General features: G+C 59.2%; 20 protein-coding genes and 2 tRNA genes. 12 read left to right on the plus strand and 10 right to left on the minus strand.

The features are described 5' to 3' along the window. Positions 1 to 13: 13 nt before the first annotated feature. Positions 14 to 1,279: a glycerate kinase gene (locus HJB89_RS17195; RefSeq protein ID WP_207583944.1), complete on the minus strand. Its 1,266-nt coding sequence runs from the start codon at positions 1,277 to 1,279 to the stop codon at positions 14 to 16. A 199-nt stretch (positions 1,280 to 1,478) separates the two neighbouring features. Here HJB89_RS17195 and HJB89_RS17200 point away from each other — a divergent pair, with 199 nt between their 5' ends. Further along, complete coding sequence (locus HJB89_RS17200; protein WP_221116309.1) at positions 1,479 to 1,778, plus strand: DUF6074 family protein; 300 nt, start codon at positions 1,479 to 1,481, stop codon at positions 1,776 to 1,778. A 74-nt stretch (positions 1,779 to 1,852) separates the two neighbouring features. On the opposite strand, the gene HJB89_RS17205 is transcribed toward HJB89_RS17200, so the two are convergent. After that, entirely contained in the window at positions 1,853 to 2,944 is a 1,092-nt protein-coding gene (locus HJB89_RS17205; RefSeq protein ID WP_207583946.1) for a PHB depolymerase family esterase, read from the minus strand. Between the two features lie 210 nt (positions 2,945 to 3,154). On the opposite strand from HJB89_RS17205, the gene HJB89_RS17210 reads away from it, so the two are divergent. Then, positions 3,155 to 3,562 (plus strand): low affinity iron permease family protein, encoded by a 408-nt coding sequence (locus HJB89_RS17210; RefSeq protein WP_207583947.1) that lies wholly within the window; start codon positions 3,155 to 3,157, stop codon positions 3,560 to 3,562. A 26-nt stretch (positions 3,563 to 3,588) separates the two neighbouring features. Here the strand turns inward: HJB89_RS17210 and HJB89_RS17215 are convergent, their stop codons facing one another. From HJB89_RS17215 to HJB89_RS17225, 3 genes are all read right to left on the minus strand, one after another. Beyond that, positions 3,589 to 3,945: a low affinity iron permease family protein gene (locus HJB89_RS17215; RefSeq protein ID WP_221150270.1), complete on the minus strand. Its 357-nt coding sequence runs from the start codon at positions 3,943 to 3,945 to the stop codon at positions 3,589 to 3,591. Positions 3,946 to 4,196: 251 nt separating this feature from the next. After that, positions 4,197 to 6,314 (minus strand): catalase, encoded by a 2,118-nt coding sequence (locus HJB89_RS17220; protein WP_207583949.1) that lies wholly within the window; start codon positions 6,312 to 6,314, stop codon positions 4,197 to 4,199. Between the two features lie 165 nt (positions 6,315 to 6,479). Next, positions 6,480 to 7,400, minus strand: coding sequence for a hypothetical protein (locus HJB89_RS17225; protein ID WP_207583950.1), 921 nt, complete (start codon positions 7,398 to 7,400; stop codon positions 6,480 to 6,482). 340 nt (positions 7,401 to 7,740) lie between these two features. Between HJB89_RS17225 and HJB89_RS33250 the strand changes: the two genes are divergently transcribed. Beyond that, entirely contained in the window at positions 7,741 to 7,920 is a 180-nt protein-coding gene (locus HJB89_RS33250; protein ID WP_246762740.1) for a hypothetical protein, read from the plus strand. 605 nt (positions 7,921 to 8,525) lie between these two features. Here HJB89_RS33250 and HJB89_RS17230 read toward each other — a convergent pair. After that, complete coding sequence (locus HJB89_RS17230; RefSeq protein WP_207583951.1) at positions 8,526 to 8,771, minus strand: hypothetical protein; 246 nt, start codon at positions 8,769 to 8,771, stop codon at positions 8,526 to 8,528. Positions 8,772 to 9,352: 581 nt separating this feature from the next. Here HJB89_RS17230 and HJB89_RS17235 point away from each other — a divergent pair. After that, positions 9,353 to 9,685: a hypothetical protein gene (locus HJB89_RS17235; protein WP_207583952.1), complete on the plus strand. Its 333-nt coding sequence runs from the start codon at positions 9,353 to 9,355 to the stop codon at positions 9,683 to 9,685. A 322-nt stretch (positions 9,686 to 10,007) separates the two neighbouring features. On the opposite strand, the gene HJB89_RS17240 is transcribed toward HJB89_RS17235, so the two are convergent. Together HJB89_RS17240 and HJB89_RS17245 are read right to left on the minus strand one after the other, a co-directional pair. Then, positions 10,008 to 10,082: transfer RNA gene (locus tag HJB89_RS17240), tRNA-Asn, on the minus strand. Next, positions 10,083 to 10,280, minus strand: a complete 198-nt coding sequence (locus HJB89_RS17245; protein WP_207584408.1) for a hypothetical protein — start codon at positions 10,278 to 10,280, stop codon at positions 10,083 to 10,085. Here HJB89_RS17245 and HJB89_RS17250 point away from each other — a divergent pair. Together HJB89_RS17250 and HJB89_RS33255 are read left to right on the plus strand one after the other, a co-directional pair. Beyond that, positions 10,200 to 10,517, plus strand: coding sequence for a hypothetical protein (locus HJB89_RS17250; protein WP_207583953.1), 318 nt, complete (start codon positions 10,200 to 10,202; stop codon positions 10,515 to 10,517). The genes HJB89_RS17245 and HJB89_RS17250 overlap by 81 nt on opposite strands. Positions 10,518 to 10,617: 100 nt before the next feature. Next, entirely contained in the window at positions 10,618 to 10,953 is a 336-nt protein-coding gene (locus tag HJB89_RS33255; protein WP_207583954.1) for a hypothetical protein, read from the plus strand. On the opposite strand, the gene HJB89_RS17255 is transcribed toward HJB89_RS33255, so the two are convergent. Next, positions 10,950 to 11,285: a KTSC domain-containing protein gene (locus HJB89_RS17255; protein WP_207583955.1), complete on the minus strand. Its 336-nt coding sequence runs from the start codon at positions 11,283 to 11,285 to the stop codon at positions 10,950 to 10,952. The genes HJB89_RS33255 and HJB89_RS17255 overlap by 4 nt on opposite strands. Before the next feature lie 260 nt (positions 11,286 to 11,545). On the opposite strand from HJB89_RS17255, the gene HJB89_RS17260 reads away from it, so the two are divergent. Beyond that, positions 11,546 to 11,619 (plus strand) — tRNA-Cys (locus tag HJB89_RS17260). 73 nt (positions 11,620 to 11,692) lie between these two features. Here the strand turns inward: HJB89_RS17260 and HJB89_RS17265 are convergent. Next, positions 11,693 to 11,995: a KTSC domain-containing protein gene (locus HJB89_RS17265; protein WP_221150272.1), complete on the minus strand. Its 303-nt coding sequence runs from the start codon at positions 11,993 to 11,995 to the stop codon at positions 11,693 to 11,695. 537 nt (positions 11,996 to 12,532) lie between these two features. Here HJB89_RS17265 and HJB89_RS17270 point away from each other — a divergent pair. From HJB89_RS17270 to HJB89_RS17290, 5 genes are all read left to right on the plus strand, one after another. Beyond that, entirely contained in the window at positions 12,533 to 13,198 is a 666-nt protein-coding gene (locus HJB89_RS17270) for a protein-L-isoaspartate O-methyltransferase (protein WP_221132668.1), read from the plus strand. 352 nt (positions 13,199 to 13,550) lie between these two features. Continuing rightward, on the plus strand, positions 13,551 to 14,423 hold the full coding sequence (locus tag HJB89_RS17275) for a DUF2497 domain-containing protein (RefSeq protein ID WP_221116315.1): 873 nt from the start codon (positions 13,551 to 13,553) through the stop codon (positions 14,421 to 14,423). A gap of 115 nt (positions 14,424 to 14,538) precedes the next feature. Further along, positions 14,539 to 17,382, plus strand: a complete 2,844-nt coding sequence (locus HJB89_RS17280; protein WP_221116316.1) for a valine--tRNA ligase — start codon at positions 14,539 to 14,541, stop codon at positions 17,380 to 17,382. A 400-nt stretch (positions 17,383 to 17,782) separates the two neighbouring features. Then, positions 17,783 to 19,060 carry an OmpP1/FadL family transporter gene (locus tag HJB89_RS17285; protein ID WP_221150274.1) on the plus strand — a complete coding sequence of 426 codons (1,278 nt, stop codon included), beginning with the start codon at positions 17,783 to 17,785 and terminating at the stop codon, positions 19,058 to 19,060. A gap of 139 nt (positions 19,061 to 19,199) precedes the next feature. Continuing rightward, positions 19,200 to 19,760, plus strand: coding sequence for a hypothetical protein (locus tag HJB89_RS17290; RefSeq protein ID WP_246762742.1), 561 nt, complete (start codon positions 19,200 to 19,202; stop codon positions 19,758 to 19,760). The last annotated feature ends 19 nt before the right edge of the window (positions 19,761 to 19,779 follow it).

Here is a 19,779-nt window from a genome sequence, read left to right on the forward strand (position 1 = left end):
CATTGGCCGGCTTTCAGCGGATCAGGATAGCCCTGAAATCATTGACGTTGGTTCCGGTCGGGCCGGTTTCGAAGAGGTCGCTGGTGGCCGCAAAGCCGGAATAGCTGTCATTGCCGTCGAGCAGCCGGCGCGGATCGAGCCCGGCGGCACGAAGGCGCTTGACGGTGCCACCATCGGCAAAGGCGCCGGCATTATCCTCCGAGCCATCGATCCCGTCCGTGTCGGCGGCAAGGACATGGATACCCTCCTGTCCGTCGATATCAAGCGCCATGGCGAGCGCGAATTCGCCGTTGCGTCCGCCTTTGCCGCCCTTGGCTCGGAGCGTCACCGTCGTCTCGCCGCCGGAAAGGATGACGACCGGCTTCGAAAACGGCCTGTTCCGGCCCAGCACCTCGCGGGCGATGGCCGCATGCACCCGCGCCACGTCGCGCGATTCTCCCTCGATCGCATCCGAAAGGATGGCGGGCTCGATCCCCTGCGACTTCGCCAGGGCCGCAGCGGCCTCCAGCGACACGCCGGCAGAGGCGATGATATGATGCTCGTGCCGTAGGAAGACCGGATCGTCCGGCCGCGGTGCATCGGCCTTCGGCAAGTTCAGATGGTCGAGCGCCGCCTGCGGCAGCTGCAATCCATATTGCCTGATGATCTCCAGCGCATCGTGCCGCGTCGAACCGTCAGGCACGGTCGGCCCGGAGGCGACATGCGCCGGGTTGTCGCCGGGAATGTCGGAGACGATCAGGCTGACGACCCTTGCTTTGGTTGCTGCCGCAAGTCTCCCGCCTTTGATGGTCGAGAGATGTTTGCGCACGACATTCATCGCCGAGATCGGCGCGCCTGAGGCAAGCAGCATTTCGTTGAGGGCAATCTCGTCTTCGAGGGCCAGCCCCTCCGGCGGGGCGGGCAGCAGGGCCGAGCCGCCGCCGCAGATCAGCGCGATCACCAGATCGTCTTCCGTCAGTCCGTTCACCGTCTCCATCAGCCGCCTTGCCGCGGCAAGGCCTGCCGCATCGGGCACCGGATGGGCAGCCTCGATGATGTCGATATCGATTGTCTCGCAGCCGTAACCGTAGCGGGTGACCACCAGACCCTCGAGCGGTCTATCCCAGACGCTTTCAAGCGCCCGCGCCATCTGCGCAGCACCCTTGCCGGCGCCGATTACCACGGTCTTTCCCTTCGGCCGATCCGGCAGGTTTGCCTTGATGCCGGTTATCGGATCGGCGGCGCGAACCGCCGCGTCGAACAGGCTTTTCAGGAAATTGCGGGGAACGGTCATCGTCATCAGTGGTCTCTGTGCCTGGAGTGTCGATCGTGACACGGACTGTCGGCGCATCGGCGTGCCGGCGTCAAGGTCGAAGGCGAGGCTGACTGACGGCCGTGGGCTGCAAATTCTGCTTCGTCAAAAGGAACCGATACGAACGATAGAAAGCATTAACCATAGTCCCGTAGACAACGAATAGGATCAAAGGAACCTGTGTTCAATGGCTACTGAAATGACCTGCCGCCCCGCCGCCCGTAGTGAAGGCAGGGTTATTGCTTTTCCCTCTGCAACCGGAACCGCCAATATCGAGCGCTGCGCCCGTGAACTCGGCCGCCGACACGGCGCAGAGGCAATAGAATTCTGGAGGGCCGAATGCCGCAGGCTCGCCGATCAGCTTCTGGCAGCCGGGATGCCGGAGAGCGACGTTGGTCAGCGGGTGCTGCAGTTTCAGCAGGATGTCCAGATCGAACTCGTCCTCAGCCATCAAAACGGGCCACTGCCCAAGTCCCAAAACCGATAGCGCAATCTCGCCGGCTTCCGACGGTCATCCTGGCATGACGGCATAGCAGCCAGGGCTGCTCTCGGTCTGTCGCTTTACCGCAGCAGGCCGGCGGATCGAAGGGCGTCTTCAATGACCTTCTGAATGCCGCCACGGTCGCTCTCCGCGGCGAATGGAGCCGTGGCGTTTTCCGGTTGCGCAGCAGAGGATTTGGCGACGAGTCGCTTTTCAAACGAGGGAACCAGACCCCAGGATCTGGCAATTTCCACCGTCGAGGAAATTCCGACGTCAAGCATGAAGGGGCCGCTTGCCCCGTAGCCGGTGCCGACATCGAGCGGAGTGCCGTGATCCATCCCGGCAATCGTATAAAGCTCAATCACCTCGACCCCATGAGCATCGGTCCACACCCTTCGCTGATGTCGCCCGATATCCTCGACGCGTGACGGCGATGCGTCGACGCTGTGGATATTTCTCCATTGCTCCACGATCGCATTCGCATTGGCTGGCACGACGGTTCTGTCGGCGGTTCCCTGCCAGAGTGATAATGTCGGCCAGGGACCTTTGTGCCCTGAAGCGCTTCTCAACCGCAATTCAAGTTCTTCTGCCGTCGGACCGCCGTGGCCGCGCATTCGGTCGAATGCCTCGGGAATGGTCGCGGCGCTTGCATAGGGCAGGCCCGCAATGATCGCGCCGCCGGCAAAAACCTCCGGATAGGTGGCAAGCATGGCGGCGGCCATGGCGCCACCGGCCGAAAGCCCCGTCACGAACACGCGCCGGCTGTCGATACCGTGTTCGGCAACGAGTTTTGCGATCATCTGGCGAATGGAAGAGACCTCGCCGTGATCGCGTCTTGTGTCCTCCGGGTTAAACCAGTTGAAGCAGAGGTTTGGATTGTTTGCCCGTCGCTGCTCGGGAAACAGTAGCGCGAAGCCATAGTCCTCGGCCAATCGCGACCACCCCGACCCGATATCATAGCCGGCGGCAGTCTGGATGCAGCCGTGCAGGACGACGACCAGCGCCATGTTTTTCCCGCGCTTCGTCGGCAGATAGGTATGGCCTCCCAAAGCACCCGGGTTTGCGCCAAACGCCTCCAAGGCGACAAGATCGGAATTGTCCTGCGTGGGTTGGGGGCGAAGCGTTCCACGCAGCGCAGCAAGGCGTGCGAGAGTGTCTGACATAGATCTCATGAAAAGTCTCCGCCAATCAGCAGCCGGGATGGCGGTGATGCTTAACCAAACGCCTACACTAGCAAAAAGTTGCTGCGCTGCACAATATTTTCTGAGTTGGCCGTGTTTCCGGGTGCGCTGACGGCTCACCGGCGAGGAACTTCGGCCCGGATTTGACGTTGATGTTGTCGATTGACGGCATTGATGCTGCGATCCAGCGAGGCTTTTCAGATGTCGAACAAACCCAACTTCTTCTCTTCCTTTGCAACCCTCGTCGCCGATTTCTCGGGAAAGCCGTTCACCTTCGTAGCGGCGCTGGCGCTCGTACTTGCATGGGCGATCTCCGGCCCGTTTTTCGGCTATTCTGAAACCTGGCAGCTTGTGATCAATACAACCACGACCATCATCACCTTCCTGATGGTATTTGTCTTGCAGAACAGCCAGAACCGCGACGGAAAGGCGGTCCAGGCCAAGCTTGACGAACTCATCCTGACGAGCCAGGCCGCCAACAAGTTTGTCGGTATCGAAAAGCTGGAGGAGGAGGAACTCAGGGAAATGAGCAAGACGCTTGCCGCGCAAGCCGACTGCGTCGAGGAAAAAGCGGATGAAAAGTCTGCCGCAGAGGCGGCATCCGCCTGATGCATACCGCCTCCGTGCGACGCGCTTCAGTTCATTGTCTTTGAGATCTGGTCGTGGTGTTGTTGGCGCATTTCCTCGATGGCGTCGGCATCTTTCTTCTCAGCCGCAATCCAGTGATTTCTTGCCTTGCTTGATCGGATGAGTTCGTCGAGCTTTGCATGGAGCGCCATGTCCCGATTTTGCGAGTGCTGCACCAGCAGCAAAATGAAAAATATAATAGCTGTACCGACCATGTTGGTCAGCAGAAGCCACTGCCGCGGGAAGGAAAAACTCAGGCCGACTGCCGCCCATGTGGCTACGAAAGCGACCAGCGTGACAGGGACCACACGATGCCCTGCCCATAAGACGGCTAAGTCGGAGATCTGTCGAAAGCACCAGCGCATACGGCTCTCCACAGCGCATTGGACGGAAGATGGAACAGATCGAAGCAGTTTCCATTACTTAATGCATGTCGCTCGGAAGTGTGCAGCGGTTCCGGGATAACGACATGCATAAAAACAAAGGACTAAAGCGCGTCGCATGAATCAAGTTTGATGCGACGCGCTTTAGTTTCAATAAATTGCGTGCCTCATACGGTATAAAACCCGCGTTTACGCGGGTTTTAGATTGCGACAAATCATTCCCATGGCGGCGGTCAATTCCGTTTGACCGAGGGTTCGCGGCCCCAGACACGCAGTTTGCCAAGCACCTTGACGAAGGCCGATACATCCCCAGCCGCTCCGAGCGCAATCACGCCCTCATCCCGTGAATCGGCAATTCCGGCCTTCTGCATGAGTGGCAGCGCTGTTTCCACATAGCCGATGAACTTGCAGTGCACGAAGGCATCCGACACGAAATCATGGGCCGTGGCCTCCTTCAGCAGGTCACTCGTTCCCGCCGACGAGGGGAGGAGCGCGACGGCGTCGTAGAGCACCGAGGGTCCTCCGTCGATCATCTGATGCGCCTCGATCCAATTGCCGTCCGAGAGCGTCACGCCGCCGATCTTTGGCGCGATCACTTCGAAACTTGCCCTCTGTTCGGTGATTTCAGCAAGCAGCGCCTTGAAGATAGCGGCATCGGTACCATCGCTGACAAGAATGCCGAGCTTGCGTCCTTCGAACCGCTTCGGACCGCGCTCGATAATGCTGAGCGCCGGCGACGGCTCGAGATCCTGCCGCGTCGGCATGGCGGCATCGGCAGGTTTCGGCATCGATTTGAAGCCGAGCGCGTGGCCGACCTTGCTGGCCAGGGTCTCATCGATGTTCATCAGATGCGAGACCATGCGTTCGCGAATGACAGGTGTCTCGACCTTGCTCAGTTCGAAGATCAGCGCTGCCGCGATATGGCGTTGCTCCGGCGGTGTCTGGCTGATGAAGAACTGCCTGGCCTGGCTGTAATGATCGGCAAAGCTTTCCGGCCGCAACCGGACTTTGGGACCCTGCTCCTCGGCGGGGAAGTGACGATAGCCCTGAACCGGCGATTCTCGTGGCCCTTGATTCCAGGAGTTCGGTTGGTAATTGACCCGCCCGACAGGATTGCGCATCGCCATATGGCCATCCTGCTGGAAATTGTGGAAGGGACATTTCGGAGCATTGATCGGCAGATGGGTGAAATTCGGACCACCCAGACGTTTCAGCTGCGTGTCGAGATAGGAGAAGTTCCGTCCCTGCAGAAGCGGGTCGTTGCTGAAATCGATGCCGGGCGGAACGTTCTGCGTCATGAAGGCGACCTGCTCGGTCTCGGCGAAAAAGTTTTCGGGCATTCGGTCGAGCACGAGACGGCCGACCGGTTTGACCGGCAAGACCTCCTCGGGAATGATCTTCGTCGGATCGAGGATGTCGAAGTCGAACGTATCGGCGAAGTCCTGATCAAAGAGCTGGACACAGAGCTCCCATTCCGGGAAGTTTCCTGACTGGACCGACTGCCAGAGGTCGCGGCGATGGAAGTCCGGATCCGCACCATTGATTTTGACCGCCTCGTTCCATGCGACGGATTGCAGGCCAAGTTTCGGTTTCCAATGGAATTTGACGAAGGTCGATTCATCGGCGGCGTTGATGAAGCGGAAGGTGTGAACACCGAAACCCTCCATGAAACGAAAGGAGCGCGGGATGGCGCGGTCCGACATGACCCACATGATCATGTGCATGCTTTCGGGGGTGAGGGTGATGAAGTCCCAGAAATTGTCATGCGCCGACTGCGCCTGCGGAAATTCCCTGTCGGGCTCCGGCTTCACGGAATGGATGACGTCGGGAAATTTGATTGCGTCCTGAATGAAGAAGACGGGAATGTTATTGCCGACCAGATCCCAATTACCCTGCTGCGTATAGAGCTTCACCGCGAAACCACGAACGTCGCGCGCCAGATCAACGGAACCCTTGCTGCCGGCAACTGTGGAAAACCGTACGAAGGCTGGCGTCTTTTCGCCAGGCCGCTGGAAAAGATCGGCCCGGGTATAGGCGGCCAGCGATTCGTATGTTTCGAAGTAGCCATGGGCGCCGTAACCGCGCGCATGGACGACCCGCTCGGGGATGCGCTCGTGGTCGAAATGAAAAATCTTCTCGCGAAAATGGAAGTCCTCGATGAGGGCGGGGCCACGGGCGCCGACGCGAAGCGTATTCTGATCGTCGGAGACGGGGCCGCCTTGAGCCGTGGTCAACACCGGCATGCCGTCTTCGGCAAACTGATGAAGCTCACCGCCTGCACCGCGATGCAGTTTCTGATCATGGATCGTTGCACTGTCCGAGGGCGAGATCTTGGACGTCTTCTTGGCCATCTATCTTCTCCGGAAAAGGTTTGACTTAACCGAAGCTCAAAAATGGCCACATGTTCCGCTCGCCGCAAAATAAACTGCAACCTGGCGAAGGGCTGCGTTTCAAACAAGACAACATAAATAGGGCGCGCGGCCTTTCGACCCCGCGCCCCGAGTTCACCCGGGCCTTTAGCGCCGGGAAGTGACGATGAGATCTTCCTCTTCGTCGCGTTGCGATCCGCCAAACGCTGCGGCGGCAGAGGCGATGAAAGCCCCGATCAGAAGTGACAGCGAGCCGAGCAGGGCCGTGGTGGAGGCCGCCTTGCGTGCCTCATCGGCAGCTTTCTGGGCGGCAACCTTGGTGTCGTCGATACGCTTCAACACCGCATCGACGCGGGTGCGTGCATCGGCTTCGGAAAGACCGGTCCGAGAAGAGACGATGGTGGCAAGATAGGCCTTGTCGTCATCGGGAATCTTGCCCTCGGCGGCGCCGTTGAGCAGGATGCGAGACACCTCCGATGTTGCCGCGGAATCATTGGATGTGGCCGCTGCTCGCGCCTGATCGGGGCGCAGCAGTGCGTCGGTAAAATAGGAAGTGGAGAGATCCACCGGCGAAGTTGCCGACGATGCTGCTGCTGTACCGGCGGCAGTGGCAGTCGATCCCACGGCATGTGCCGCTGAACCCACGGCTTGTGCACCTGCGCCGGCCAGCGAGGTCAGCGACGATGCAAGAAAGCAGGCGACGAAGACTGTCGCCAAAGCCCAGCTCAAGAAACCATGCGCGGTGTCACGGAAGAAAACTTCATCAGTGTGGACAGCCGCCCATTTCGTCCGCAGCCGTCCGGTAATATAGCCTCCGAGCGCCGAAGAGAGCCATTGCACGAGAACGAGCCAGATTGCCGCCGTCACACCGAGTGTCCCGAGCGAACTGCTTTGTCCCGACCAGGGCGACACCATGGTCAGCCCGAGCCCGGATCCGAGCAGCAAAAGGATGAGCGTCACGCCAATGGCTGCCGCGGCTCCCCCAAAGATGGGCCCCCATGTCATAGCCGATTTGGAGGATTCGACCGGAGTGGCAATCTCTCCGGAACCTGTCATTGAAACCGACATATCTGTTCCTATCGCATAAACAGAGCCAGAAGAATGATGATAGGCAGTGGAACACCGAGCAGCCAAAGTAGAATACCGCGACCCATGAGAGACCTCCTGTCAGAAACTGACGTTACGTTGTTAATGCCACTCAACTTTGAACCACGGCCTTTGTTCCCGGCCGGCTTGATCGTCGACGATCTTCAGGCGCGGATGATAAAGATCGACGAAATCTTGGACGCTCCCGCTAACGCCAGTCGAGCAACGCGCCTATATCTTTGGGGGCAAGATAAATTCCTCCCGCTGCTCCCAAGGGACAGGCACTCATGATGGCGTCACGGCGTAAACTGGAGAAGCATCAATGAACAGATTTCGGGCATTTGTAGCAGCCGGAGCAATCAGTCTTGCCGCCATGATCTCGGCCTGCTCGACACCGCCGAATTCATATGGCACAGCATCGGGATATCAGCCGGGAGATTCCATGAATCCGGCCTGCGCCGATGGCTTCCGACCCGGCGACGGTCGTTCGTGCAGCTATTAAAGGCAGGCGGCTCGCGTCTGCACAGAACGGGAGTATGGGGGAGAAGTCAGGCAGGCGCTCCGTAGTCGGGAGCGTTGGCCAATAGGATCGCGATCGCGCCCGGACGTCATTTCCGTTTGATTGTAGCCCCAACGGCAGCGCCGAGCGCAACCCCGAACGTGATGCCAATCGCGACGTCGTCGAACAGAATCGGGCCGACCGCGGCGCCTATTCCAATTCCTATTGCCATACGGAGAGCCATGACTGAGCCTATCCGGTTGCTGTGGCGGTAGTATGTGTTTGAAAAGGAGCTGCGAGCGCGGTTCCCACGCTCCAATGATCAAGAGAGAACGGCCACGTGATCTCGTGGCAGCGACGTGACGTCAATCTGCCGCCCGACCCCATTCTAAAGTTAATGGCGGTCGCGTCCTGCCTCAGCCTCTACATCATTCGACCGTCAACGCAAAGGCCGGCCGGTTCGTCGTTTCGCTTTCATTAAAGACGAACGCCAGGACGACCAGCCCCGGAGGTATCGCCGTCGATGAAGGCCGGCGCCACGAGGGCTTACACGACCGCGGCCACGCTGTTCTCTCGCGACCTGGATCTTTGGGACTATGCCAACAATGTCACTGGCCGTGAAGGCGCAATGCATCGATCAACTGGTGCACCTTATCGGTTGCGTAAACGATATCCTCGCGGGGCAAGTGCACCGTGATTTCGATCTGCTGCCATCGACCGCCATTGTTTTTCGCGTAACTCACGGCGGCCTGTAGAGATTTGAATTCAACCGCGGGCGCGTCGGCAATCCAGAACTGCACGGTGCAATCGGCTTCGGAATAGTCGGAGAGTGCTTTGAGTGGGTCTAGGGCCATGCGATGGGCTCTACACCCTTGGCGGTTCTTTGGCTACCGCAGGTGAAGCGCCGCTGCTGTTTTCGAGTCGCGCAATCCGGTGAAGACGTCTGCAATGTTATAGTGGTGCTCTGTGCTAGGGCGAAGTAGCGTCTGCCAAGTTCGCAGCATGAGAACTTTTCAGGCCTCTCAGAACGTTGCCGATCGCGGTCTCTTGATGCGGCCACGGGCCAGGAGCGAGTGGTCCACAGGAACACGGGGTATGACTAGCTTGACCCCTGTCTTGCTTTGCTTGAACCGGATCGTGACCATCACGATGGCAGGCGAGCGACGCCGCTTCATACGGCGCCGCGGCCGGGCGGCTCTCAGCTTTATGGGTGCGCTCGGTTCCTTTCGGCCGCTGCCCAGGCCAACAGCGGGGGGCACTTCACGCCACATTGACGTGACCTCCGCTCCTCCAACACCGATGGCCGGCGCGATCACCACCCCTTCCGACACTAGGGCGCGGCGGCTGGTGTCTTTCTGGAAATTCCACAGCGGAGAGCCGTTCATGCCAGGTTAATGCCTATTAACCCAGACTCGGAGCCTGAAAGGATGCGCCGATGAAAAAGCTTTTTCCCGCAGTCGCAGCCACAGTCTTGGCTGCATGTTTTGCCCTGCCGCTAAACGCCACGCCGATCGTCGTGCCGAAACCAGTTGCAATGCACACCGCCGACGTCGAGCAGGTCAAACACCGTCGACACGGCAATGGATATGCGTATGGCCACTGGAAGAACCGCCGGTACGCTTACCGCGACTGCCGGTACTACGGTTCGTGCTACCGTCCGCGGTATTACGGGCATCGCGACTATTACGGCTATCGCGACGATTACGGCTATCGCAACGATTACGGCTATCGTCGTCGGTCAGGTGTGACCGTGTATTTCGATTTTTAGTCGGCAGTAACCCGGTCACAGTCGCGTCGGCCTGACCTCACCACACCACCACAGCAGCCCGTCGAGCAGCAACTCGGCGGGCGTTTTGTTTCCGGCGTCTGAACAAAAAAAGGTCGGGGGGAGCGTTCGACCCGACCTTTCTTTGATTGCATCAGCACAGTGCCAGTTCATCCGTGGTCACCAGCAAAAGCTATCCGATGGATTGAATTTATGCGTCTTGTGGATTTTCGCAAGGATTAGGGGGATGCTGATTTAGGGCTAAAAGTGAGAAGAAAACGCCTGTCTTCGGATTTCTCAACGAAACAGGCGATTAACTTGAAAATGGCTCCCCGGGCCGGATTCGAACCGGCGACCTGTCGATTAACAGTCGAATGCTCTACCGCTGAGCTACCAGGGATCACTGCTTGGCGCGGTGTGAGTGGGCTAATACAAATGCTTGCCCGATTTGCCAAGCGGTTTTTTCAAAAAAATGAAATGAACTTGTATTTGGGATGCCTGTGCCCATCTCTGGGGAATGACGAATCGGAATGATCGCGAACAGACGAGGGCCGGCGAAAGGCCCAAAAAGCGGGCGGGGCGCTTCGGCATCGATCATGCAAGCGGCAGGCTTATGCTCGGCTCCTTCAGCATCGGAATGCCCCGTTCGCGCATCGCGCGGATGGCGATCGGCGTGGCCCTCATTCTTTGCGGGTTCTTAGGCTTCCTGCCAATCTTGGGATTCTGGATGCTGCCGCTCGGCCTCCTGGTGCTTTCGCACGATCTGCCTGTCGCGCGCAGGCTTCGGCGGCGGCTGGTGGTCTGGTGGCACAGGCGGCGGGACCCGGCTGGCTGACAGTCATCTCCAGAAAGATTTGGCGAAACCCTGAATGGCTTTTGCCTTCATGGTTTATGGATTGTAAAATGAAAACGCGCCAATTGGTCCAGGTGAGGAAATGAAGGCATTATTTATCGTCGTTGTGTCAGCGGCGGCGATTTTTTCAAGCGTTCCTGCCGAGGCCCTCGACAGCCGGGGTTTTGACGCTCGCGGCGTCTGCCGCCGTCCCGAGGGATGCGTGATCGACCAAGGTCAAGGCGGCGGCTATAACGGACCTCGTAACTATCGCAATTTCAACGGCCGGAACGAGCGTGATGGCAGCAACGATCGCCACCGCGACGATCGCCGTTATCGCAATCAGAACAGAACCGACAATGTCGACCCAGCAGCCAGTCGCCTTGCCGCAGGCCCAGCGATTGAGCCGGGCACGCCGCCTATGCGAATTTGGGCCTAATTCGACCTGAGTTCGCTTTCCTCGAACACTCCACTGGGACCCGGATCGAGGCTGGTCACCATGAGGAGGCTGCAGACGGCAAGCAGGAGGACGAGCTTCAGCGCGTGGGAGACCGAGACCGGATGTCGCCCACCCCGTGATACGCGGGAAGGCGCAACATAATAACTGTAATAGAAGTGCGGATCACTCGTTTCCAGCAGGTTCTGGTAGACGTGCGGCGGAATATCCGCATGTTTCACTGGTGGAGAACCCGGGAATTTTACGTGGAGATCCCGGCTGTCGGCGTCGTATGCCGCATGCACGTGCTTCGATTTGAGGGCAGCCCAATCCATTGCAGCTCCTATCACCCTCCCGGGGGCAATATGAGGCCAACAGCACGATCGTCAAGCTGACAATTCGTTTCAAATGCAAACATTGGCAGGAAATAGGGCATCGTCACGGCCATGGAAATCCCAGCCTGCGCCCGCGCCGTTCCGGGATGGGAAAATGGCCTTTTCGGCAGCAGCGGAATGGCGTTTTTCCGAAATGCCCTCTTGCGATTTCCTTACGATCATTCTAAACGCTCGCCACGGCTCAGATAACGAGCGCGTGAGGCCTCGTGGCGGAGTGGTGACGCAGAGGACTGCAAATCCTTGTACCCCGGTTCAATTCCGGGCGAGGCCTCCAAAATTTTCCACACGACGTATACCGCCTGGCTGCGGCCGGTTAAGCGACGAGGCGTCGCGTCTGAAACGCACGGCTACCAGATCCGCGGGCGGGCCGAAAAATCGAACTGCGACGGACTGATTCCCCTGAGGCGGTGAAGCGCCTTCAGGCCGCCCTTGCGGATTTGCGCCTGATATTCCAGATCGCTTGATCCAGACCCGCTACCGATTTCGGGACCAGCGCCGAGCAGCCGTCGCATGGCCCGCGGCGAAACGCCGGTGAAGCTGCGAATGTCGCCGCTGCTGTATTTGATCAGCAGCAGGCGGGCATCGGCATTGTAGTGAAGCGCTTCTATATCACGCGATTTTATCAGAAAGGTTTGCATGCGCACACCCATAGCGAAAGGTGAGGGCGCCGCAACAAAATGGTTGACGTAACGTTAATGTGCGTGAGGCGGTCGAGGCTGGAAGTGCTGGCTACTGTTGGCAACATGCGTAGCGGGCAGCGGGGTCGCGCCGTGATTTCAAACGAACCGAGCGCAAATCAAACCCGCGTCTGCCTGCATGAGATTGCCGCAGACGATATGCCGGGAATATCTCTGAGCGCCCTTCGGCGCCCAATCACTTCAGGGTCGTTTCGCCGTCAAGCAGCCCGCAGCAGAATATGCCGATGAGCGCTGCGACGATGAAAAAATCGAACAGCGAGAAATGCTCGAAAATCGCAGACATTGCCTGCTCCTCCTTATTTCCTCCGTTGAGGATCATAACATGACGGGGCAGGGGATTCCACGTTTGCGTTGCAGCGCTTCAATCCCCCTGTGGCGCGGAAGATGCGCCTGCCGGATTCTTTACGCCGGAGGCTGCCAAGCCTTGAAAGCAACCGTGGCGGGGATTAAGAGACGAAGGATAGGAACCGCTTTCAAGAGCCAGAGGACATGATGGATTTCGAAGCAGCGCGCGCAAAGATGGTCGACACCCAGGTTCGCACGACGGACGTTACCTCGCATTCCGTGCTGACGGCGTTTCTCTCCGTGCCGCGTGAGGCATTCGTGCCGGAGAAGGCGAAGCTGCTGGCTTACATCGACAACGATGTCGAGATATCGGCCGCAGCACCGGGAAAGCCGGCCCGATTCCTGATGGAGGCATCGCCGCTCGCCAAGCTGCTGCAACTGGCCGCGATCACCAAGAATGATTTCGTCCTCGAAGTCGGTTGCGGTACGGGTTACGCATCGGCGCTGCTGTCGATCATTGCCGGCTCCGTCATCTCGCTCGAATGCGATGAGACGCTGGCCGCCGAGGCGAAGGCGCAGCTTTCCGGCTATGCCAAAGTCGAAGTCGTGACCGGACCACTCGAAAAGGGCTACGCTGCCGGCGCTCCCTATGATCTGATCTTCGTCAATGGCGCAGTCGAGGAGGTTCCGGCGGCTCTTCTCGGTCAATTGCGTGATGGCGGCCGTTTGATCACCGTCGAAGGTTACGGCAATGCTGCCCGCGCCAAGGTATTCGTCGCCGAGCGCGGCGCCGTTTCGGAAAACGTCTTCTTCAATGCCTCCGTGAAGCCGCTGCCCGGTTTCGCCAAGGCGCGCGAATTCGTTTTCTGAGGCGGTTTTGTCGATGAATTCAGCAACGGGCGTCAATGGGGCCTGTCAGACCGGCTAATAGGCCTGCCTATTTCTCTGTCGCAGATCCTCGGCACAAGGCCGAGGATGACGCCGAGTAAAGAGCAAGGCTTGTCATTAATGCTCGGTTTTTGTTCGTGCCGCTGGAAAGCCTTCACAAACATGAATTACCCTGATGCCGCCAGGTCGCAAACATCGGGTAACAAAACTGTGCATGGCCGCATTCATTTGATTCGCGATGATTTTTTTCCTGCCTGGGGTATTCTAAGGTCGTGGTGATTCGGGTGAACGCTCCACATCATCCGGTCGTTGTTTTTGGATAACGGGGATTGAAATGGCTCAGCCAGGTGTAGCGCGTGAACCGTCCATGGAAGAAATTCTGGCCTCCATTCGCCAGATCATCGAAAGCAATGAGCCCGGCGCCGGCAAGGCGATCTCCGCATCCCTGCCGCCGGTCTACGGCGCCGATGAGGACGAGAACGGCTCCGAAATCCATCTGACGGTGGATGACACCTATGCCGGCGTGGAGTTCCCCGAACCGGCCATGCGCTCCTCCGATCCGCGTTTCGTCGCCGCCAATTCGGCCGGCACCGCCCCTGAAGCAGAAGTGCCGGCCCGCGCCCTGTCGCTTGCCGATGTCGCCGCCCGCGTGCGCGCCGCCTCCGAGCGCAGCGCCGTGCAGGCCGGTCAGGCACTGCGTGAGATTCCGAGCGGCTTCCGCCAGCCCGAACCGCAGCCGGCAGTGATGCCGGAGCCGCCGCGTGCAGCAGCACCGCAGCCGCAGCCGGCGCAGCCTGTTTTTCCTCCGGCTAGCGTTGCACCCGTTCCGCAGGCGGTGATCGAGCAGCCGGCCGAGCCGGTCTATGCGGAAGCACCGCGGGTCGCAATCGACGAGCCGGCGCCCGCCGTCGAAACAATGCCGCCGGTTTTGGAACCCGCACAGTCGTCGGCCGAACGTTTTCTGCCGAGCGTCATGGACGAGGTCCAGCCGACGCTGCTTTCACAGGATGCCGGTCTGCAGATCAGCCGCTCTTTCGAGGAGCTCGCCGCCGCGATCGACGGTGCGGAGCGCCGCTCGCTGGACGAGATTGCAGAGGATATGCTGCGCCCGATGCTGCGCGAATGGTTGGACGACAATCTGCCGACGCTGGTCGAGCGGTTGGTGCGTGAAGAGATCGAGCGCGTGGCGCGCGGCCCGCGCCGCTGATCGGATTGCTTTTTCCTGAAAAGCCGCTCCGGTCTCCGGGGCGGCTTTTTTATTGACTTGCCGGTAGCCATCCTATTTACAAACGCCATCCTCGAACCTCGAAATTGGTCAGAAAATGCTCGACAAGACCTATGATTCAGCTGCCGTCGAACCCAAAATCGCTGCAAAATGGGATGAGGACGACGCCTTCCGCGCCGGCGCGAACGCCAAGCCCGGGGCCGAGACCTTCACCATCGTCATCCCGCCGCCGAACGTTACCGGTTCGCTGCACATGGGCCATGCGCTCAACAACACGTTGCAGGACATCATGGTTCGCTTCGAGCGCATGCGCGGCAAGGACGTGCTCTGGCAGCCGGGCATGGACCATGCCGGCATCGCCACGCAGATGGTCGTCGAGCGCAAGCTGATGGAACAGCAGCTGCCCGGCCGCCGCGAAATGGGCCGCGACGCCTTCATCGACAAGGTCTGGGAGTGGAAGGCTGAATCGGGTGGCCTGATCTTCAACCAGCTGAAGCGCCTTGGTGCCTCATGCGACTGGTCGCGCGAACGCTTCACCATGGACGAGGGCCTGTCGAAGGCCGTCCTCGAAGTTTTCGTCACACTCTACAAGGAAGGCCTGATTTACAAGGACAAGCGCCTCGTCAATTGGGACCCCAAACTCCTGACTGCCATTTCCGACATGGAGGTCGAGCAGCACGAGGTAAAGGGCCATCTCTGGCATCTGCGCTATCCGCTAGAGCCGGGTGTCACCTACCAATATCCGATTGCATTCGACGAGGAAGGCAAGCCGACCGAATTCGAGACGCGTGACTATATTGTCGTCGCGACAACGAGGCCGGAGACGATGCTGGGTGATACCGGCATTGCCGTCAACCCCGAAGACGAGCGGTATGAATCGATCGTCGGCAAGCATGTCATCCTGCCGATCGTCGGCCGCAAGGTACCGATCGTCGCTGATTCCTATGCCGATCCGACGGCCGGCACGGGCGCGGTGAAGATCACGCCTGCGCATGATTTCAACGACTTCGAGGTCGGCAAACGCGCGAAGCTGCGTACCATCAATGTCATGAATGTCGATGCCACGATTACCATCAAGGAGAACGAGGACTTCCTCGAAGGTCTCGACAATCCGGCAGCGCTGCATGGCGCCTGGGACCGTCTGGAAGGACAGGACCGTTTCTTCGCGCGCAAGATCATCGTCGAGATTTTCGAAGAGGCCGGCCTCGTCGACAAGATCGAGCCGCACAAGCACATGGTGCCGCACGGCGACCGCGGCGGCGTGCCTATCGAGCCGCGGCTGACTGAACAATGGTTTGTCGACAACAAGACGTTGGGACAACCCGCGCTGGAATCCGTTCGCGAGGGAAGAACCAGGTTCATTCCCAGGAACTGGGAAAACACCTATTTCAACTGGCTGGAGAACATCGAGCCGTGGTGTATTTCTCGCCAGCTCTGGTGGGGGCATCAGATTCCCGCCTGGTATGGCCCGGACGGCCAGGTCTTTGTCGAACAGACAGAGGAAGAGGCGCTGCAGGCGGCGATCCAGCATTACCTCTCGCATGAAGGACCAATGAAGGCTTATGTCGAGGACCTGCTCGAAAACTTCAAGCCGGGCGAGATCCTGACGCGGGATGAGGACGTGCTCGACACATGGTTCTCCTCCGCGCTCTGGCCATTCTCGACACTCGGTTGGCCGGACGAAACGCCGGAACTCGCACGCTATTATCCGACGAGTGTTCTGGTCACCGGTTTCGATATCATCCCGTTCTGGGTCGTTCGCATGATGCAGATGGGCCTGCATTTCATGAAGGACGAGAATGGCGATCCTGTCGAACCCTTCCATACGATCTACATTCACGCGCTGGTGCGCGACAAGAATGGGCAGAAGATGTCGAAGTCCAAGGGCAACGTCATTGATCCCCTGGAACTGATCGATGAATATGGCGCCGACGCGCTGCGTTTCACGCTGGCGATCATGGCGGCGCAGGGCCGCGACGTGAAGCTCGATCCGGCCCGCATCGCCGGCTATCGCAACTTCGGCACAAAACTCTGGAACGCCACGCGCTTCGCCGAGATGAACGGTGTCAAGAGCGACCCGCATTTTGTGCCCGAGGCGGCCGAACTCACCATCAACCGCTGGATCCTGACGGAGCTTGCCCGTACGGAACGTGACGTTACGGAAGCGCTTGAAGCCTTCCGCTTCAACGATGCCGCCGGCGCGCTCTATCGCTTCGTCTGGAACGAGGTCTGCGACTGGTATCTCGAGCTCCTGAAGCCGGTCTTCAATGGTGAGGACGAGGGTGCCAAAGCCGAGGCCCAGGCCTGCAGCGCCTATATTCTCGAAGAGATCTACAAGCTGCTGCATCCCTTCATGCCCTTCATGACCGAAGAGCTTTGGGCCCATACGGCAGGCGAGGGCAAAGAGCGCGACACCTTGGTCTGCCATGCCGAATGGCCGTCGCCCTCCTATGCCGACGACGCGGCCGCCGACGAGATCAACTGGCTGATCGACCTCGTCTCCGGCATCCGCTCAGTACGCGCCGAAATGAACGTACCGCCGTCGGCGACAGCCCCGCTCGTCGTCGTCAAGGCCAACAACCTGACGCGCGAACGTCTGTTCCGCCATGACGCCGCCATCAAGCGGCTTGCCCGTGTCGAGGCAATATCGCTGGCCGACGATGCGCCGAAGGGGGCTGCTCAGATCGTCGTCGCGGAGGCTACCATCTGCCTGCCGCTCGGCAATCTGATCGACCTTTCCGCCGAAAAGGCCCGTCTCGAAAAGGCGATCGCCAAAATGGAAGGTGAGATTTCGCGCATCAACGGCAAACTCTCCAACGAGAAGTTCGTCGCCAACGCCAATCCCGAAGTGGTCGAGGCCGAACGCGAGCGCCTCGACGAGCTGAAGGGCCAGATCGCCAGCTTGAACACTGCCCTCTCCAGGGTAAGCGAAGCCGGGTAAGGTTCATCGCCCGTTTTGGTATTTTATTTCAAAGGCGCGTCCCTCCTCGGGCGCGTCTTTTTCATTGGTTTCGGCGCGCGTGATTCGGCCTGAAAGCGGCTGATTTCAGGCGCTGAGCCTGGGGATTACGGCTGGACGGACCTCCTGGGGGTGAAAACTGCCACTGTTGTCGGATTGATACAGCTTCTGCAATGTTTGGAATGAAAACCCAAAAGCCCATCTTAAAACCGATAACCTGGGAATAAAATTTTATTAACCAGATTTTTTGACGTGTCCGTCAATTTCTTTACGTAAGCTAGTCGCTGCAATGCCTGGAAGCGCTGCCGTGGCGCGCGTTGCCATGTCGAGCGAACACTTACTAGAGTGACGTGACATCAATTGCTGGAGTGGGGGAGACACAATGGCATCGCGTAGGTTTTCCAAGGGCGTAACGTCGCTCGTTCTTTTTTCGTCGCTTGCATCGCCGTCCTTCGCCGGCGGTCTGGAGCGCGGCGGATACAATATCGACCTTCTCTTCGACAATTCGCGGTTCTCGGTGCAATCCGGTGCGACCTATGTCATGCCGCAGCGCAGGCTGAAGAACGTCAAGGACACCAAAGCCTCGGACGGCCTCGGCACCAACGGCATCGGCGGTGGTTCGACCACAGCGGATGAGACGGAGGATTACTGGGTCCCCTATCTCGGGGTAAAGGTTGGTTTCGGAGACGCCATCGACTGCTTGGGCGATTATTCAACGCCCTTCGGCGCACACACCAATCCCGGCACTGATTGGCTGGGCGTCAACAACAACATCGAAACCAAGATCAGCACCCGCAACTACGGTGCCACTTGCTCCTATCGTTTCGACATGGGTCCCGGACAGCTTCGCCTGATCGGTGGCGGATTCTACCAGACGGTCGAGGGGTTCAAGACGCGCCTCGTCGCCCCGATCACCACTCTGCCGGCCGCACTAATCTATGACGGCACTGGCCGTCTGGACCTTGCCGACCAGGCTTGGGGATGGCGGGCGGGCGTCGCCTACGAAATCCCGGAATATGCCTTTCGCGCCAGCCTGGTCTATAACAGCAAGGTCAAGTATGACGATCTCACGGGCACGGTCGACTTGACCGAGGTGCCGAAGGCCGTCAGTCCCACCAATCCCTACCTCGGTATCGTCACGCCCGTCTACGGTTCGGCCGAAGCGCCCGATTCCGTCGAGTTGAAGCTGCAGAGCGGCATTGCCCCCGACTGGCTTGCCTTCGGTTCGGTCAAGTGGACGAACTGGAGCGTGCTTCAGTCGATCGCCTTCTGCCCGAAGGCCACCAAGGGCGTCGTCGCCTGCAACGCCGGCAGCCAACTCACCTCGCTCGACCTCTTGTATCGCGACGGCTGGACGATCAGCGGCGGCGTCGGCCACAAGTTCAACGACCAATGGGCAGGCGCCCTCAGCCTGACCTGGGATCGCGGCACAAGCCAGGGCTACGGCGCCCAAACCGACACGTGGACGCTTGGCGCAGGTGTTTCCTATACGCCGGTCGAAAACGTCGAATGGCGTCTGGCCGGTGCGCTCGGCATCATGACCGCCGGTGAATCCGGCACCTTCGTCTATAACGGCAAGACTTACGGCGACGACGTCTCTTATTCCTTCGGCGACGATCTGGTGGCGGCGCTTTCCACCAGCGTAAAGATCAAGTTCTGACCCTGCGTCCCAAGTAGAGGTTTGAGAGCCCGGCAGTCTGCCGGGCTTTTTTTGAGCACTCCGTAAGACAAATGGACGTTCTGATTTGTGACGATTCAGCAACACTTTTTTACGACGATTGCCGTAAGGTGGCAGCGGGGTGAAATTGTCCATTTCCCGCCACAAAGAGGGCGCAGCGCTATTTGCGGGCAAGGTGATGGGCAGGCTTACGGTGCGTGTAAATAGTAGCATGGGTCGATTTTTTTCCGGCAACAACAGATCGCGCGATACGATTGGCAACAATCGTTTGATTGCGGCCGTTTCGCTTTCTGCACAAGGCTGTTGCGACCGCCAATCCGGTCTCACGGCGGCGCCGTCGAGCCGTTCTTTGTTGTCGTTTTCGGCCCGCTCGGATGAGCGGCACGGCTTTCCTGGAGATGTCGATACCGGTTTCGTCACATTTGTTGTTTACGATTATGGTGAAGGCGGGAAGGCGGATGCCGCAACTGTCGAAAGCCTGCCACGGAGATTGCTGTCGGGCCATGCCGTGAGCCGGGTGGTTCTGAATGATGCGCTGAAAATTCGGCCTTCGAGAGAGGGCCAGTGGGCTGGATGCGACGCGGGCAAAGGAGCCATGGAGCTCGCCGCGGGATCGCTCGCCTCGAAGAAATACATCCGCGGAATGCACAGCGCGAGCGCCGCTGCTTCCTGCCTGCGATGAGCGAAAGAAATCGGTTGAA

It is taken from the genome of Rhizobium sp. NZLR8, from assembly GCF_019685025.1.
In the GTDB taxonomy this organism is placed as follows: domain Bacteria; phylum Pseudomonadota; class Alphaproteobacteria; order Rhizobiales; family Rhizobiaceae; genus Rhizobium.

What these genes read in the sequence shown, in the direction of transcription:
- HJB89_RS17195 (WP_207583944.1), bottom strand. Translation starts at nt 1,279, where the DNA reads ATGACGATGACCGTTCCCCGCAATTTCCTGAAAAGCCTGTTCGACGCG.
- HJB89_RS17200 (WP_221116309.1), top strand. Translation starts at nt 1,479, where the DNA reads ATGGCTACTGAAATGACCTGCCGCCCCGCCGCCCGTAGTGAAGGCAGG.
- HJB89_RS17205 (WP_207583946.1), bottom strand. Translation starts at nt 2,944, where the DNA reads ATGAGATCTATGTCAGACACTCTCGCACGCCTTGCTGCGCTGCGTGGA.
- HJB89_RS17210 (WP_207583947.1), top strand. Translation starts at nt 3,155, where the DNA reads ATGTCGAACAAACCCAACTTCTTCTCTTCCTTTGCAACCCTCGTCGCC.
- HJB89_RS17215 (WP_221150270.1), bottom strand. Translation starts at nt 3,945, where the DNA reads ATGCGCTGGTGCTTTCGACAGATCTCCGACTTAGCCGTCTTATGGGCA.
- HJB89_RS17220 (WP_207583949.1), bottom strand. Translation starts at nt 6,314, where the DNA reads ATGGCCAAGAAGACGTCCAAGATCTCGCCCTCGGACAGTGCAACGATC.
- HJB89_RS17225 (WP_207583950.1), bottom strand. Translation starts at nt 7,400, where the DNA reads ATGTCGGTTTCAATGACAGGTTCCGGAGAGATTGCCACTCCGGTCGAA.
- HJB89_RS33250 (WP_246762740.1), top strand. Translation starts at nt 7,741, where the DNA reads ATGAACAGATTTCGGGCATTTGTAGCAGCCGGAGCAATCAGTCTTGCC.
- HJB89_RS17230 (WP_207583951.1), bottom strand. Translation starts at nt 8,771, where the DNA reads ATGGCCCTAGACCCACTCAAAGCACTCTCCGACTATTCCGAAGCCGAT.
- HJB89_RS17235 (WP_207583952.1), top strand. Translation starts at nt 9,353, where the DNA reads ATGAAAAAGCTTTTTCCCGCAGTCGCAGCCACAGTCTTGGCTGCATGT.
- HJB89_RS17250 (WP_207583953.1), top strand. Translation starts at nt 10,200, where the DNA reads ATGACGAATCGGAATGATCGCGAACAGACGAGGGCCGGCGAAAGGCCC.
- HJB89_RS17245 (WP_207584408.1), bottom strand. Translation starts at nt 10,280, where the DNA reads ATGATCGATGCCGAAGCGCCCCGCCCGCTTTTTGGGCCTTTCGCCGGC.
- HJB89_RS33255 (WP_207583954.1), top strand. Translation starts at nt 10,618, where the DNA reads ATGAAGGCATTATTTATCGTCGTTGTGTCAGCGGCGGCGATTTTTTCA.
- HJB89_RS17255 (WP_207583955.1), bottom strand. Translation starts at nt 11,285, where the DNA reads ATGGATTGGGCTGCCCTCAAATCGAAGCACGTGCATGCGGCATACGAC.
- HJB89_RS17265 (WP_221150272.1), bottom strand. Translation starts at nt 11,995, where the DNA reads ATGGGTGTGCGCATGCAAACCTTTCTGATAAAATCGCGTGATATAGAA.
- HJB89_RS17270 (WP_221132668.1), top strand. Translation starts at nt 12,533, where the DNA reads ATGATGGATTTCGAAGCAGCGCGCGCAAAGATGGTCGACACCCAGGTT.
- HJB89_RS17275 (WP_221116315.1), top strand. Translation starts at nt 13,551, where the DNA reads ATGGCTCAGCCAGGTGTAGCGCGTGAACCGTCCATGGAAGAAATTCTG.
- HJB89_RS17280 (WP_221116316.1), top strand. Translation starts at nt 14,539, where the DNA reads ATGCTCGACAAGACCTATGATTCAGCTGCCGTCGAACCCAAAATCGCT.
- HJB89_RS17285 (WP_221150274.1), top strand. Translation starts at nt 17,783, where the DNA reads ATGGCATCGCGTAGGTTTTCCAAGGGCGTAACGTCGCTCGTTCTTTTT.